Source organism: Flagellimonas onchidii (assembly GCF_004804315.1).
Classification (GTDB): domain Bacteria; phylum Bacteroidota; class Bacteroidia; order Flavobacteriales; family Flavobacteriaceae; genus Flagellimonas; species Flagellimonas onchidii.
In genome coordinates this window covers 15,632-29,958 of the sequence record NZ_SRXX01000014.1, presented here as the reverse complement: position 1 = coordinate 29,958, position 14,327 = coordinate 15,632, and the positions used below count along the sequence as shown (strand labels likewise).

Sequence of the window (14,327 nt, the reverse complement as noted above, 5' to 3'; positions counted from 1 at the left end):
TTCATTACTTTAGTATAACTTTATTATATCCATGGGTTTACTCCTTTTTTACGCGTTTATTTCCATCTTTTTTTCTTTCCTATGCTCAATTCTAGAAGCAGTTTTGTTGAGCATTACCCCAACGTTCATTAATGTCAAGAAGCAAGAAGGCAAGGAATATGCTGCGGAGCTTGAGGGGTTAAAAAAAGATGTAGACAAACCGTTGATTGCCATCCTTACCTTGAACACTATCGCGCATACTGTTGGGGCTATTTTGGTCGGAGTGCAGGCAAAAGTGGCTTACGTTAACCTTTATGGCTCTAACACACGAACAATTTTTGGTCTTGAGTTTACAGAAGATTTGATGGTGGGTGTGGTTTCCACAATAATGACCATTTTAATATTGGTCGCTTCAGAGATTATTCCAAAAACCATTGGCGCCACCTATTGGAAACAATTGGCCAATTTCACCGCAAAAGCCCTAAAGTTGATGGTTTTTTTCCTGAAATGGACTGGATTGTTATGGTTGTTGCAACTTTTCACCAAATTGATTGGAAAAAAAGGGCATCATGGAAGCGTTCTGAGCCGAGAGGATTTTACCGCTATGACCGACATTGCGCACGAGGAAGGTGTTTTTCAAGAATCTGAATCCAAGGTGATCAAAAACCTTCTAAAATTTGACGAAATCCTTGCCAAGGACGTGATGACACCCAGAACGGTTATGAAAATTGCTTCGGAAGATACCACTATCCAAGAATTTTTCGATACAAATAGGCCGTTCAGGTTCTCAAGGATTCCGCTATATAAGGACCGTATGGATAACATTACTGGCTTTTTCTTAAAAGATGAATTGTTGGAAGCGATTATCAACAAAAAAGGAAAAGCGAATCTTTCCACATTGAAAAGGGAGATTTTGATTACCAATCGCAACAAACCGATACCAGAGCTTTTTGAAAAATTTGTGGAAATGAGAGAGCACGTTTCATTGGTTGTTGATGAATATGGATCAGTAAGTGGGTTGGTGACCATGGAAGATGTAATCGAAACCTTGCTTGGATTGGAAATCATGGATGAAAGTGACAACGTCGAAGATCTCCAAGTACTTGCTAGAAAGAATTGGGAGAGTAGAGCTAGACGATTAGGAATTATTGAAGCTGAAGATGAAATAAAATAGTGGAAGTTGCTTATCTACAAACCTCTATTGGGTTGGCAAAGTTTGAAGGCGATGAAAAAGGATTGGCTTCTATTAAGGTTTTGGATGGGAATAAACCTAACGGTATAACTCCAGAAGTTTTAGTGGAGGCGGTAAGCCAATTTCAAGAATATTTTGAAGGAAAGCGGCAATATTTCGATTTAAAATTAAATCCATCCGGGACTGATTTTCAAAAAAATGTATGGAAATTACTACAAGAAATTCCATATGGAAAAACAGTTTCGTATCTTGAGCTTTCCAAAAAATTGGGAGATCCCAAAGCCATTCGTGCAGTTGCCTCGGCCAATGGTAAAAACCCCCTTTGGATAGTAGTGCCATGTCATCGCGTAATCGGAAGTAACGGCGACCTTGTTGGTTATGCCGGCGGATTACACCGAAAGAAATGGCTTTTGGAACATGAGAGTCCTGTTAAGCAGACCACTCTCTTTTAATTTTAGATCATGCTTTACAAACTTAACCTGGAGAATATCCTTTTTTTGGATATTGAGACCGTACCCCAAAAACCCGATTTCGACCAACTTGATGAAACTGCCCAATTACTTTGGGAGCAAAAATCCCAATATCAGCGTAAAGATGAAATCACCGCTGAGGAGTTTTACGAACGTGCCGGAATTTGGGCCGAATTTGGCAAAGTAATCTGTATTTCTGTCGGCTATTTTACTTTTAAAGGAGATACTAGAAATTTTAGGGTCACTTCCTTTTCAGGAGAGGAAAAAGAACTGCTAACAGCGTTCAAACAATTACTTCAAGAGCATTTCAGCCTTGCAAAACACCTGTTGTGCGCCCATAATGGTAAAGAGTTTGACTTTCCATACATTGCTCGCAGAATGATTATCAATGGTATTAACCTGCCTTATAAATTGGATTTATTTGGCAAGAAACCATGGGAGGTTCCCCATTTGGATACCATGGAATTATGGAAATTTGGAGATTACAAGCATTATACCTCTTTAAAGTTGTTATCCCATGTATTGGGGATTCCTTCTCCAAAGGAGGATATGGATGGGAGTATGGTAAAGGATGTTTTCTATAAAGACAATGATTTGGACAGAATCGTCACCTATTGCGAATTGGATGTGGTCACTACTGCCCAAGTGTTTTTAAAATTGCGAAACGAGGAACTGCTCAATAATGATGACATCAAAAAAGTATAACCGAAATGACCTTCCAAAGAAATTTGGAGGTTTTTGAAGTATGAGATACAATTTTTAGATAGAACTGCTCCATATTAATTCTTGTAAAACTTGGTGCTTTTTATTCCAGAATGGTCTTGCACAACCAAAACATATAACCCTGAAGCCAAACCGGAAACATCTATGGATGAATGGGCCTTACCATTTTTAATGGTATTTCCTGAAGTTGTAACAACAGAGTATGCAGCATCGGGAGACAACTTTGCATCCAGGGTTAACCAATCCGTTGTAGGATTTGGATAGACCGAAATCTCCAATCCTTCATTATGGGAAAAGGTTTCGTAATCGAAAATTTCAGTATCGGTTCCCTTGAATACAAATTGAATCCCATCCGAAAAATCGGATACAATATTCTCCGTACAAATGGAACGAACCTTTACTTGATACGTTGTACCCACTTGCAAATCAGGAAGGATTATATTGTTTTCCCAAAGCAATTCGCTTTTCCATGTATCTTCATTTACGGCTTTGTATTGAATTTCAAAAAGCGTATCTAAGTTCTCTTCCCAAGAAATGGTTGCCGAATCTTCTTCTGTTGAAAGTAATCCAAATCCGGAGGGGCTCTCCGCTTTACAACTTGAAACCTGGGCTCCTGAAACAATTAAGGAAAAATCCTGAAAGCCGTTTTTCAAAGTGCCCTTGTGCGTAATGGTTATCAAGTACTCTCCCCTCGCATTGTCAATTTCAATACGCTCAAAAGGATCTACAAGATTATCTCCCGTGACGGCGGTATCTGTTGCCTTGGCGGGATTCAATTTCCATGGAGAAAACGTCTTTCCGTTTTGGGTTACCCTGACATCAAGGTCATTGATAAGTGCCGGAGTGGGGTCGTTCAGATTTCCCCTGTTGATAAATTCTCCTTCTGGATCCGTCCAGCTAATAGAAACCATCAAATCCTCTATACCATTTGCGGTAACTTTGAGTTCATAGGTTTCTCCTTCTGAAAGACTTTCCTCATGTATCAGGCTGGAGTAATCTTTGTTCTGTAAAAGCTCCGCAGCGGCTTTTGCGTTCATCACTCCCCATCCCATTTTATAATCCGGTCCTTTAGGACCCACATCATCTGCAGTATGAAGGGCAAGTCCTTTTAAGGTGGCTGCCTTCATATAGGAGTTGTATAATTCCTCATGATATTGCTGCAATAATAATAATGATCCTGTTACCCCAGGGGTTGCCATGGAAGTTCCCATAGAGGTATCGTAGCTGGAATTACTATTTGAACTGGTCGAAAATATAGAGGTGCCGTCACCGGCTAAGTCGGGTTTTATTCTACCATCATCTATGGGGCCTAAACTGCTATAACTTGCAACTGTGGCTTCTTTGAGATCCCCATAGTTTCCAATTTTTGTGTTGGCCGCTGCAACGGCAAGTCCATTTTTAGAGGTTGTAAATCCAAGTAATAGGTCAAATCCATCAGCAGTTTGTCCAAAACTTGGAGAAGCATTGTCATGTGACCGTTGTGCGTTGCCTACAGCTGCAACCATTAAATAATAAGGTGCATTGAACATAATTTCGTCCCAGTCTTGGGAAACTCTGATATAGGAACCAAAATACCAATCAGGAACCCTATCGGTTTTTATGCCATAGGAATGATTGCTTACCAAGAGTCCGTTTGCTGCTGCCTCGGCTACTTCAATTTTGTCCCTTGTCCAATCGTGGGACAATACCTCTGCGGCATAGGCTACTCCTTTTGCATTGGGCTTTATACCAGAAGAGATGAGGTTTCCGGTTACGCGGGTGGCGTGCAAGCTAACCTCGTCTGCATTGTCTACGCTTATGGCCCTGCGATCAAATTCTTGATGGGTGGTAAGTGCGCTTCCTGCGTCCCAAACCCCGATTTGCAATCCGCTTCCATCCATGCCCAAATCTAAAAGCCCGTTTGAATACAAAGTATTGGCCCTTGAAACCTGTTTGGAAGGATCATTAAGTGTGGTATAAAAAAGAGGTGTTCCGTCGGTTCCGATATCTTTCAAGGCGACCACGGTACCGTCTTGTTGTTTTTGGAAATGCTTCCAGTTCTTGGATTTTAATACTTCATTGATTTTAGTTTGTTTGGATTGATATTCCATTTCCATTTTGGAAACCAATTGAGAAATTTTCTGCTGGTTGTATTGCGATTGAATAAAATCTTTGTGGGATTTGGATTGACCAAACGCAAAAAAAATGCCGAAAAGGATTAATAAAACAGAAGGAAGAAATGTTTTTGCTGGTGTCGGTTTGTTGCAATCCATAAATCGTATTAAGTAGGATTTGGACTACAAATCTATTATTGAACCAAAAAATATCGATAAAAAACCCTTTTATTTCGATGAGTTGCACAGCTTTTTTAGTTAAGCTGTTGTGAAACCACAATTTTATGTTGTGTAGTATTTTTCTTTCTTTTATAAAACTGGCTTTTATCATCCCTACAAAGGCAAGAATCTTTTTTTAACACGAATTTTCACTGATTCAATAAAACGGGACAGTATTGGATTTCTCAGTCGTTCCACTTTTCGAAATGATGAAAAATCGACAATCATTCCGAATGAATGTGAGGAATCCCATAAAACATATTTTTCAATCCTTATGCTCTTTCAAAATGATGACGGGCTTTTGTTGTTTGACACGAATTTCACCAATTGGCATATTTTGTTCCTTCCCCGATTCCCTGAGCAATGTCACACTGAGCTTGTCGAAGTGAAGGTGGTTTGACCCTTTCCGTCCCGTAGTGCGGGACACCTTTCCCTCCCTTCGACAGGCTCAGGATGACATAAGGGAAAGGAGCTTTTTCTGCATCAAATGTGGGATGACGTAGAACCAACAAGAGAGATTTCTCAGTCGTTACACTTCTTCGAAATGACAAAAAACCGGTGATGTCATTCCAAACGTATGTGAGGAATCTTAGCCTTCATGTGGATTCCCATTTTCATGGGAATGACAGTTTTATATAAAAAACCACCGCACAACTTTAAAAGCATGCGGTGGCATATAGTTAATTTAAATTAAACAAGAAATGTTTTCGCTATTGTGCCTATTGGCAAGCTACACTTCCGCCATCGTTGATTGTCCAACCGTGGTTATTGGCCAGGCTGTCTTTGACCGCAAACATTAATTGTGATGCGCAAAAATTAACGTTTTCAGCTCCTAAAGTAATCCCCTGGGGAACTTGCTGTAAATTGTTCCACCCTGTCAAGGTATCCGAATAGTTTTCAGGGGACATTCCAGAATTATCGAACATATCGGTCATAGTTGTAACACTGCTAATGTCCCAAGTACCCAAGTTTTGGTCAAAAGACGTGGCATCAGTGAACATGAAGCTCATAGCGATGACACTGGACACCTCCCAACCACTGATATCTTGGTTAAAAGCTGTAGCCCCATCAAACATTGAGACCATGACGATTACCATAGAGGTCTTATCTCCCCAAGTTAGTGGTTGGTTAAAGGATTCTGCATTTTTGAACATACCGCCCATATCGGTCACATTGGACACGTTCCAACCACTGATGTCCTGGTTAAATGCAGTGGCCTCTCTGAACATCTCTGACATATCTGTCACATTTGATACATCCCAATTACCGATATCCTGGTTAAAGGATGTGTTCTGCCCAAACATGGTGTACATATTGGTCACGCTGGACACGTCCCAACCACTGATATCCTGGTTAAAAGATTCAGTATTTCTGAACATACTGGACATATCTGTAATGGTGCTCACGTTCCATTGGCTGATGTCCCCTTTCGCAAAATTGACATCGGTGTTGGAGAACATTCCGGCAAGGCTGGTCACCTTGGTCAAATCAGGGCTGTCCGTTGCATTGTACTCCAAATTAGTGACATTTAAAAATGCTGCTTCCAGATACTCCCATTCAATATTGCCCCATTGCTCCAAACCGGTCAATTTAACGGCCTCTTCGTGGCTTAATACCGGAAACTGCCCCTGGATGGCCACGGTATAGGTGCCGGGCTCGGTGTAGGTATGCTTGGCATTGCCGTCGGTGACGTTTTCCTCTACGGTGCCATCCCCCCAATCCACGGTAAAGTCAAATACAAACTCCCCGGTAAAGAAACCTCTGTTCAGTTCAATTTCAAAGTTCGCTTCCTCGGTGGTCCATTTGGTGATAAAGGAGTCGGGGCTGTCGGACAACAGGCCGTCATCAATCACATTTATGGTGATCTCTGCCTCCGTGGCGTTGGTGCCATCGCTAACGCTAACGGTCAGTGTATAAGACGAGGTGTCCTCAAAATCTAACGTTTTGCCATCGGCAAGGCTCAGTACTCCTTCCTTAGGCGAAATGGTGAAAAGGCCATCGGCTTCGTCCGTCTCGCTGGTCACAATCTCAAACATGAGTGTATCGCCATCGGCATCGGTAGCCACCACTCCTGGGTCTATATCCAACGGGCCGACGACATTCTCGTCCACCTCGAACACTTGGTCCGCGGCTATCTCCGGAGGGTTGTTCACATTGCCCACATTGATGGTCACCTTGGCATTGACCGTGGGGTTCTCTTTGTCGCTCACCCCGATGGTGATCTCATAGGACTTGGAGTCTTCCTGGATGTCGAAGCTCTTGCCGGCCGCAAGGCTTATCGCACCGCCCTCGCTGGTCTTGGTGACCTTGAAAAGGTCTTCGCTGTTGGCGACCATGCTGAAGGTAAGGTCATCGCCGTCCGCATCGGTGGCTTTCAAGGTTCCAATCACATCGGTGTCCGAAATGTCCTCCTGGGTGTTGAACGACAGCGTGTTCTGGTCGATCACTGGTGCGCTGTTCTCCTCTGGAGTTGGTGGAACAGGGTCTTCTTTTTTGCTACAGGATACGGCCCCGATAAGTAAAAGGGACAGCATCCATACTTTTACATTTCTCATAGAAATTGCGTTTTATGGTTATTAATTGGTACAAATGTGGAGAATATGCCCTCTGTTACAGGGCGCCAATTGACGGATGCCCCGTTTGGGTTGACGGATGGGGGTGTTTTGGGAATGGTTGACAGTTGACAGTCGTCGGAAATCAGAGGTCGGAAGTTGGAAGTCGGAAGTTGGAAGTGGATTAGTTGGTGGTTGGATAGATCCTTCGCCAGCCTTCTTCGCCAAAGTGACTTGGCTACGAAAGTCGAAAGGCTTCTGACTACAAGTGAAGAGTGGAAGGCTACGGACTAGGTGTGGAGGCTGAAAAGGTAAGTCTTAACTATTACACTTCGGACTATGGATAGGTTTTTAGTTAGCTGCTTGGAATTCTTGTCTGCCAAACCTCTGGTTGTGCATTTTATCGATCGTTCTGTTCGATGTTCCGTTTTCACTAGCTTGCACTTTATCGATGAAACCTTTCCACTAGAGGGAAGTTGACCCGTCCAAAAGAATTTTAACACTTTTTTTCATCCTTTTATCTGGTTGTTTTTCAATCCAATGGACTTAATCAAATCTTTGCTATGTCTTTAAATCTTATAAAATCTGACTTATGAAAAAACTACTACTTGTTAAGGAAATTTATTTGGAAGGGTTTAGAAACCTAGGCCATTTTATAATTGAAAAATACTTTAAAATCTTTGCTTGGTTCAGTTTTGTAATGTTCTTTATTGTGCTTTACGCATTTGTTTACAGAATTGCGACCGGATTCGCATTTGATTAACAATATCCCACAAGCATTTAAAGAACAGAAAAGCCCAGCAACATCTGGGGAGATATCACTGGGCTTTTTTGTATGCTTGTTTTATGGCTAAGACGTTATTTCGAAACTTAAAGTCTTTAGTATAGCCTCAAGTTCGAAAATGTAGTCGCGCTTTTCTTCGGAAGGGGCAAAGACAAATCCTTCCAACACCAATTTTCTGTTGTTCTCTTTATCATTTATGATATAAGTCAAGAACGGCCCTGCCATGGGGTATCCATTGATTTCCCAAATTCCACGTACCTCAGCAGCTTTTTTTCCGCCTATCTGTGCAGGATACACATATGGAGCGAATGCTTTTTCGGTCATCATATAAGTGCCTTCATAGGGGCCGGGAATATATTTTTTCCCAATGGAATCGCGCATCTTAACAATATCTTCCACAAAGGTAGAGTCAGCAGTAAAGCTGTCCCACGGCATTTCATAAGCCAATATGTTCATGGTGCCTTTCGGGATTTGAATATCCATCCAAACAAAGTTCTTCTCGTGTTTTCCAAGTTTGTACAGCGACGGGATTTTTAGCTTGATGCCGAATTCTTCCTCAAAAGCTTTTTCCTTGGTTAGCGAACGCAAAAACCGCTTCTGTGCTTCTTCCATCTCAACTTTTTTGAATGCGGCAATCGCCATTCCGGAAATGGAATCAATCTTCCTTGCAAAGTCGTTATAGGTTTCTCCCTTGATCACAGCCACTTTTTGTGGTTTGGCATATACATTTGTTTTAATATACGCTCGAGACAATGTGTCCTCTTCCACAAAAAGTACAGACCTTGAGTAGGCCGTGGCACCTTTAAAAACCTGTGGCGGAATTTGGGTAATGGTGAAAATGGATTGCTGAGGTGTAAGCCCCGGCGCCGGTTTTGCAAAATTCTCCCTTATCTTGTCTCCTACACTGCCTTTCCACAAATCGGTGTCAATCACTACCATTAGTGAATTAATGCCTCCGGTAGAAGGGGGAAGAAATCGTTTTTTTGGTCCAGAATCCTTACAAGATAACAGCGCCAACATTCCGATGGCGCAACATAGTGTTCCTAATTTTTTCATACCAAGTTAAATTTACGAAGAACAATCGCACAATTTTAATTTTGTGCCTGGTTTTAAATTGTTGCTGCTAAGACCGTTCCATTCTCGTAAATTTTCGATGGAAACTCCTGGATATTTTCTAGATATTGTCCAAAGTGAGTCCCCTTCTTGTACAGTATGGACCTTTGCACCACCTGCCACAGTTCCCGAAGCTGATTTCGAGCTGCTTTTTTTAGTGGCTTGTTTTGGAATATATGGCTTTCTTGGGAAAATGGTAAGCCGTTGTCCAATTCTTAAGTTATTGCTCCGAAGCCCATTCCATCTTTTGATTTGGCTTACCCCAACACCGTACCGTTCCGCAATCTTGCCAAGATAATCTCCACTACGTACCTTGTAGCGAATCTGGTTTTTGGTGTCTATGAACTTGGGCAATGGTTTTTCAAGGGAATCCAGTTCTTTTTTTGCATACGCATAAATCGCCTCTTCATTGTTTACAAACTTGCCTATTTTGGTAACTGGTAGTCTCAGGGCATATTGCTTTCCCTTTACCTTTGGAATGATGTTCAATTTATAGGCGGGGTTCAGCATTTCCAATTCTTCGGTGCTGATGTCCACCAGTTTGGATATTTGGTCGAATGTGATAAGGTTTTTTACATGTACTGTATCGGTTTCAAAATACGGTCTTTCCGCTTTTTTATACTGTAACCCATGTGCATCAGCATATTCAAAAATATACATGGTCGCCAAAAATGCCGGAAGGTATCCGGCAGTTTCACGTGGAAGGTTTCTTCTGATGTTCCAATAGTTGGTGTAGCCTCCTGAACGGCGAATGGCCTTGTTCACATTTCCTGGGCCAGAGTTGTATGCAGCCAGGGCCAAATCCCAATCGTTAAAAATATCATGAAGTTTGGCTAAGTACTTGCATGCGGCCTTGGTGGCCAAGATGGGGTCATGTCTTTCATCTACATAGCTGCTCACATCCAGACCGTACATTTTTCCGGTGCCATACATAAACTGCCACAGTCCCTTTGCACCTACGCGAGATCTTGCACGGGGATTCAAGGCAGATTCTATAATTGCCAAATACTTTATTTCGAGCGGAATATCATTATTGTCCAACTCTTGTTCAAAAAGCGGAAAATAGAATTGGCTGGCTGTAATCATTCGTTGCATCAAATCTTTTTTCCGCACCAAAAACGATTTGATCACACTTTCCAAAGATGGGTTGTACGAAATATTGAAAGGAGTTTTTTCATTCATCAGGGCCAACCTCGCCTTGAGTGTATCGGTAGGTAAATCCACAACGTTCAATTCTTCGGCCGAAGGGTTCTGAACTTCCAACAGCATTTCACTGAACAATTGCGCGCTTGAATGTAGTTCCTTTAACCAAAGACTGTCATAGTTTCTGGCTTCCTTAAGATCCCTAAGATGAAATTTATTGTCTTTGTCAGCTTTAATGACCTGCTGTTTCCCATCTAGTTGTTCAGGGTTTATTTTAAGTTCCAAAACCGGTTGGGGAGAAAGGGAGTCTTTATCTATATTCCCAGTCAAAACCTTTTCGGGTATTTGCTTATGTACAACCGTAGAATCGGTCTCTTGGGCAAAGAGGAACGAGGCTGAAAAGAGCGTGCTCGCCACAATGGCGATTTGAAATTTTTGGTTCATTTTGGACAAGGTTTGGTTTTGGGGCAAACGAAAATGGTGTTTTTTTCCGAAATATTAAAGTTTTCAGTCTAAAACATCTCTTAAAATAGCGCCTTGCCTATTACTTCATAACGTGGGGATTAGCCCAATATTGCCGCGATTCCTGGAAGCGTTCTTCCCTCCAGGCTCTCGAGCATTGCACCCCCTCCGGTAGAAACATAGCTGACCTTATCCTGAAAACCGAACTGCTTTACCGCTGCAACGGAATCCCCTCCGCCCACAAGGGAGAAAGCACCATTTTGAGTGGCTTCATCAATATAGTTTCCTATGGCGATAGTTCCCTTGGCGAAATTTTCCATTTCAAAAACCCCCACTGGGCCATTCCAAAGAATGGTTCTGGATTCAGAAATCACTTTTTTGAAGTTTTCCAAAGACTGTGGGCCAGCATCAAGCCCCTGCCATCCATCTGGAATCTTGTTGACATCAACAAACTGTGTGTTGGCGTTGTTGTCAAAATCATCCGCCGCTAACACGTCAACAGGAATGTGGATTTTTACCCCTTTTGCTTCGGCTTGCTTTAAAATATCCAGCGCAAGTTCCATTTTATCATCTTCACAGATGGAGTCCCCGACCTGACCTCCTTGTGCCTTGATGAAGGTGTAGGTCATTCCACCACCGATAATCAAATTATCCACCTTGTCCAGAATATTTTCGATGATGGTAATCTTTGAAGAAACTTTGGCCCCTCCCAAAATTGCGGTCACCGGTTTTTCACCTGTTTGCATAACCTTTTCAATGGCCTTGATCTCTTTGGCCAACAAATAGCCGAAGCACTTGTTGTCTGGGAAAAACTTTGCCACAATGGTTGTTGATGCATGCGCCCTGTGTGCCGTACCAAAGGCATCGTTCACATAAACATCTCCATTTTTGGAAAGTAATTCGGCAAAAGCTTCATCTCCTTTTTCCTCTTCTGCGTGAAACCTTAGGTTTTCCAACAATAGCACCTCTCCACTTTGAAGTTCGGCTACGGCCTGTTCAACTTTATCGCCCACACATTCGTCCACAAATTTTACCTGAACACCAACAATCTCCGAAACCTTTTCACAAATATGGGACAAAGACATATCGGGATTCACCTGACCTTTGGGTCTTCCTAAATGACTCATTAAAACTGCACTACCCCCATCTTCCAAAACTTTTAGTATGGTGGGTGTTGCTGCTTCTATTCTGCTAGTATCAGTAACATTGAACTCCCCATCCAATGGCACATTGAAATCAACACGGATCAGGGCTTTTTTATTTTCAAAATTAAAATCTTCTATGGTCTTCATCTGTTTGATTTTATGGAGAGATCAAATGTAAAACTTTCCTGCTTTTTAGATTAGTTGGCTGCATCATATTTTTCAAGTTTCAACAAAAAAAGCTTTGCCAGTACCAGAACCTAAAAAATGTATCTTTGAAATATGCTTTTTAAAGATGTTTTAGGCCTAGAGCACATTAAGAGCCATTTGGTGTCCACTGCTGAATCTGGCCGTGTTGCCCATGCCCAATTATTCATAGGAAACGAGGGTACTGGAACCCTTCCTATGGCCATTGCCTATGCACAATATTTGCTTTGCAAAAACACAAATGGTGAGAATCATGGGGAAAACGAGATCTGCAACGTCAAATGCAATTCGCTCTCCCACCCTGATTTGCATTTTGCCTTTCCTGTCTCCAATTCCGATAAAATAAAATCCCATGCGGTCAGCGATAATTTTTTAGAGGATTGGCGATTGTTTGTCAAGGAACAACCCTATGGAAACCTATTCGATTGGTACAGGCATATCGGAATTGAAAAGAAACAAGGACAAATTGGGGTTGATGAGGCTCAGGATGTGGTTAAAAAGCTTTCTCTGAAATCTTATGAAGGTGGTTACAAAATTTTGGTCATCTGGATGGCCGAGAAAATGAACATTGCGGCTTCAAACAAATTATTGAAACTGATTGAGGAGCCTCCCGCAAAAACAGTTTTGCTCTTGGTGGCCGAAGATGAGGAGCAAATTATAAATACCATTCGGTCTCGTTGCCAGATTTTACATTTTCCGCCACTTGCAGAAAGTGCCATTGCAGAAGCTTTAATTAAGAATGGACTCCAAGAGTCGGAGGCCAATTCCATCGCACATGAAGCCAATGGTAATTTCAACAAGGCTTTGGACCTTATGAACAAAGATTCGGAAGATCTTGTTTTCGAGCGTTGGTTTGTACAATGGGTTCGCAGCGCCTTTAAGGCTAAGGGAAACAAAGCAGCCATACAAGAACTGATTCTTTGGAGTGATGAAGTAGCCAAAACAGGCAGAGAAGTTCAAAAACAGTTTTTGAATTACTGCCTTAGGGCTATACGACAAGCGCTCTTGTTGAATTATAATGTCGATGAATTGGTTTATCTAAAAATACATGTGGAAAAATTTGACCTGTCAAAATTTGCTCCTTTTGTACATGAAAATAATATTGAGCAAATTGTTGAGGAATTGGAAAAGGCCATTTTTCACGTGGAGCGCAATGGCAATTCCAAAATCATATTCACCGATCTCTCAATAAAGCTCACAAGGCTTTTGCATGCCAAAGCAGCTTAAAACGAACTAACAATGGAACACATTACAGCAAACGCGGCCCAAATTCTTATTCTTCTTTTTTTGACCATTACCTTATTGCAAAGTGGTATTGATAAAATCATGGACTGGAGCGGCAACCTTGGTTGGCTCAAAGAGCATTTTTCGAAAAGTATTTTTAGCGGATTAGTGCCTCTACTATTGGCTATTGTTTTATTAATGGAAATGGTCTCTGGTATTCTATGTGCTGTGGGTGCTTTTCAATTTCTTGTGTCTGGCAAAAGCAATATGGCCTTATGTGGTGCACTGCTTTCTGCTGTCACCTTGTTGTTTTTGCTGTTAGGGCAAAGGGTTGCCAAAGATTATGAGGGTGCAAAGACCATTGTTGTCTATTTTATTCCGACTGTTTTTCTGATTTATTTGCTGCAGTAATAAATGAAGAAAATACTTGTTGTTCTAGGTTCTCCAAACTCCGTTTCAGGGGAGTTGGGACCTATAGCGAAAAGTCGACTTAATCATTGTCTGAATTTGTTTAGCGAAAAAGATTTTGTGATTTGTACTGGCGGGTGGGGTCCAAATTTTAATACTGCAGAACATCCTCATGCCCATTATGCAAAAACATATTTGATGCGAAAAGGGATGCCGGAAAGTGCTTTTTTGGAATTTGCCCTTTCAAAAAATACGGTAGACGATGCGGTTAAAACCAAATCGATATTATCAAAACTCGAAACTGATTTTTCATTCACCATAATTTCCTCAGATTTTCATCTGGAAAGGGTAAAATTGATTTTTGGAGAAATACTAGCTGGTTATACCCTAAACTTCGAAGGTGTAATTAGTAATCTGGACGACATGGAATACAAAAAAGTGTTATTGCATGAAAAAAAAGCTATTGCTACAATTCTACAAAATGGACTGTATTATTAATAATGCAAAGTACCTTGAAAACGGAAACTGGGAAGGACTTAGGTTGTTATAGTTTTGGGAAAGACTTAAATATTGTAGTTTTATAATATCCAAAGCCCATCAACCTCCACATAGTAGT

General features: G+C 41.5%; 12 protein-coding genes. 7 read left to right on the top strand and 5 right to left on the bottom strand.

Annotated features, from left to right (window positions below; translation table 11 throughout):
• Positions 1 to 31 precede the first annotated feature (31 nt).
• From E4661_RS14430 to E4661_RS14420, 3 genes are read left to right on the top strand one after another with little or no spacing between them, the layout of a single operon-like run.
• The gene (locus tag E4661_RS14430; RefSeq protein WP_136468167.1) at positions 32 to 1,153 is read left to right on the top strand and encodes a CNNM domain-containing protein; all 1,122 of its coding nucleotides are present in this window, start codon (positions 32 to 34) and stop codon (positions 1,151 to 1,153) included.
• Positions 1,153 to 1,623 carry a methylated-DNA--[protein]-cysteine S-methyltransferase gene (locus E4661_RS14425; protein ID WP_136468166.1) on the top strand — a complete coding sequence of 157 codons (471 nt, stop codon included), beginning with the start codon at positions 1,153 to 1,155 and terminating at the stop codon, positions 1,621 to 1,623. Before E4661_RS14430 ends, E4661_RS14425 begins: the two co-directional genes overlap by 1 nt.
• Before the next feature lie 9 nt (positions 1,624 to 1,632).
• The gene (locus tag E4661_RS14420) at positions 1,633 to 2,346 is read left to right on the top strand and encodes a 3'-5' exonuclease (RefSeq protein ID WP_136468165.1); all 714 of its coding nucleotides are present in this window, start codon (positions 1,633 to 1,635) and stop codon (positions 2,344 to 2,346) included.
• A gap of 74 nt (positions 2,347 to 2,420) precedes the next feature.
• Here E4661_RS14420 and E4661_RS14415 read toward each other — a convergent pair whose 3' ends face one another.
• Both E4661_RS14415 and E4661_RS14410 read right to left on the bottom strand, forming a co-directional pair.
• A complete protein-coding gene (locus tag E4661_RS14415) occupies positions 2,421 to 4,616 on the bottom strand; it encodes a S8 family serine peptidase (protein ID WP_136468164.1) in 2,196 nt (731 codons plus the stop codon).
• A 779-nt stretch (positions 4,617 to 5,395) separates the two neighbouring features.
• Positions 5,396 to 7,231, bottom strand: coding sequence for a BspA family leucine-rich repeat surface protein (locus tag E4661_RS14410; protein ID WP_136468163.1), 1,836 nt, complete (start codon positions 7,229 to 7,231; stop codon positions 5,396 to 5,398).
• A 589-nt stretch (positions 7,232 to 7,820) separates the two neighbouring features.
• On the opposite strand from E4661_RS14410, the gene E4661_RS19095 reads away from it, so the two are divergent.
• A complete protein-coding gene (locus E4661_RS19095) occupies positions 7,821 to 7,991 on the top strand; it encodes a DUF6747 family protein (RefSeq protein WP_168796380.1) in 171 nt (56 codons plus the stop codon).
• Between the two features lie 87 nt (positions 7,992 to 8,078).
• Here E4661_RS19095 and E4661_RS14405 read toward each other — a convergent pair whose 3' ends face one another.
• The 3 genes from E4661_RS14405 to E4661_RS14395 all read right to left on the bottom strand — a co-directional run bounded on the left by E4661_RS14405 (position 8,079) and on the right by E4661_RS14395 (position 12,022).
• Positions 8,079 to 9,068, bottom strand: a complete 990-nt coding sequence (locus E4661_RS14405; protein ID WP_136468162.1) for a DUF4837 family protein — start codon at positions 9,066 to 9,068, stop codon at positions 8,079 to 8,081.
• A gap of 12 nt (positions 9,069 to 9,080) precedes the next feature.
• On the bottom strand, positions 9,081 to 10,712 hold the full coding sequence (locus tag E4661_RS14400) for a lytic transglycosylase domain-containing protein (protein WP_136468161.1): 1,632 nt from the start codon (positions 10,710 to 10,712) through the stop codon (positions 9,081 to 9,083).
• Positions 10,713 to 10,831: 119 nt separating this feature from the next.
• On the bottom strand, positions 10,832 to 12,022 hold the full coding sequence (locus tag E4661_RS14395; protein ID WP_136468160.1) for a phosphoglycerate kinase: 1,191 nt from the start codon (positions 12,020 to 12,022) through the stop codon (positions 10,832 to 10,834).
• Positions 12,023 to 12,154: 132 nt separating this feature from the next.
• On the opposite strand from E4661_RS14395, the gene E4661_RS14390 reads away from it, so the two are divergent.
• Genes E4661_RS14390 through E4661_RS14380 form a run of 3 tightly spaced genes read left to right on the top strand, consistent with a single transcriptional unit; the run spans position 12,155 to position 14,209 of the window.
• Positions 12,155 to 13,306, top strand: coding sequence for a DNA polymerase III subunit (locus E4661_RS14390; protein ID WP_136468159.1), 1,152 nt, complete (start codon positions 12,155 to 12,157; stop codon positions 13,304 to 13,306).
• 12 nt (positions 13,307 to 13,318) lie between these two features.
• The gene (locus E4661_RS14385) at positions 13,319 to 13,714 is read left to right on the top strand and encodes a DoxX family protein (protein ID WP_136468158.1); all 396 of its coding nucleotides are present in this window, start codon (positions 13,319 to 13,321) and stop codon (positions 13,712 to 13,714) included.
• A 3-nt stretch (positions 13,715 to 13,717) separates the two neighbouring features.
• Positions 13,718 to 14,209 (top strand): YdcF family protein, encoded by a 492-nt coding sequence (locus tag E4661_RS14380; protein ID WP_136468157.1) that lies wholly within the window; start codon positions 13,718 to 13,720, stop codon positions 14,207 to 14,209.
• Positions 14,210 to 14,327: the final 118 nt, after the last annotated feature.

Coding starts and splice junctions, on each gene's coding strand:
- E4661_RS14400 (WP_136468161.1), bottom strand. CDS start 10,712: ATGAACCAAAAATTTCAAATCGCCATTGTGGCGAGCACGCTCTTTTCA.
- E4661_RS14390 (WP_136468159.1), top strand. CDS start 12,155: ATGCTTTTTAAAGATGTTTTAGGCCTAGAGCACATTAAGAGCCATTTG.
- E4661_RS14405 (WP_136468162.1), bottom strand. CDS start 9,068: ATGAAAAAATTAGGAACACTATGTTGCGCCATCGGAATGTTGGCGCTG.
- E4661_RS14410 (WP_136468163.1), bottom strand. CDS start 7,231: ATGAGAAATGTAAAAGTATGGATGCTGTCCCTTTTACTTATCGGGGCC.
- E4661_RS19095 (WP_168796380.1), top strand. CDS start 7,821: ATGAAAAAACTACTACTTGTTAAGGAAATTTATTTGGAAGGGTTTAGA.
- E4661_RS14385 (WP_136468158.1), top strand. CDS start 13,319: ATGGAACACATTACAGCAAACGCGGCCCAAATTCTTATTCTTCTTTTT.
- E4661_RS14395 (WP_136468160.1), bottom strand. CDS start 12,022: ATGAAGACCATAGAAGATTTTAATTTTGAAAATAAAAAAGCCCTGATC.
- E4661_RS14430 (WP_136468167.1), top strand. CDS start 32: ATGGGTTTACTCCTTTTTTACGCGTTTATTTCCATCTTTTTTTCTTTC.
- E4661_RS14420 (WP_136468165.1), top strand. CDS start 1,633: ATGCTTTACAAACTTAACCTGGAGAATATCCTTTTTTTGGATATTGAG.
- E4661_RS14380 (WP_136468157.1), top strand. CDS start 13,718: ATGAAGAAAATACTTGTTGTTCTAGGTTCTCCAAACTCCGTTTCAGGG.
- E4661_RS14415 (WP_136468164.1), bottom strand. CDS start 4,616: ATGGATTGCAACAAACCGACACCAGCAAAAACATTTCTTCCTTCTGTT.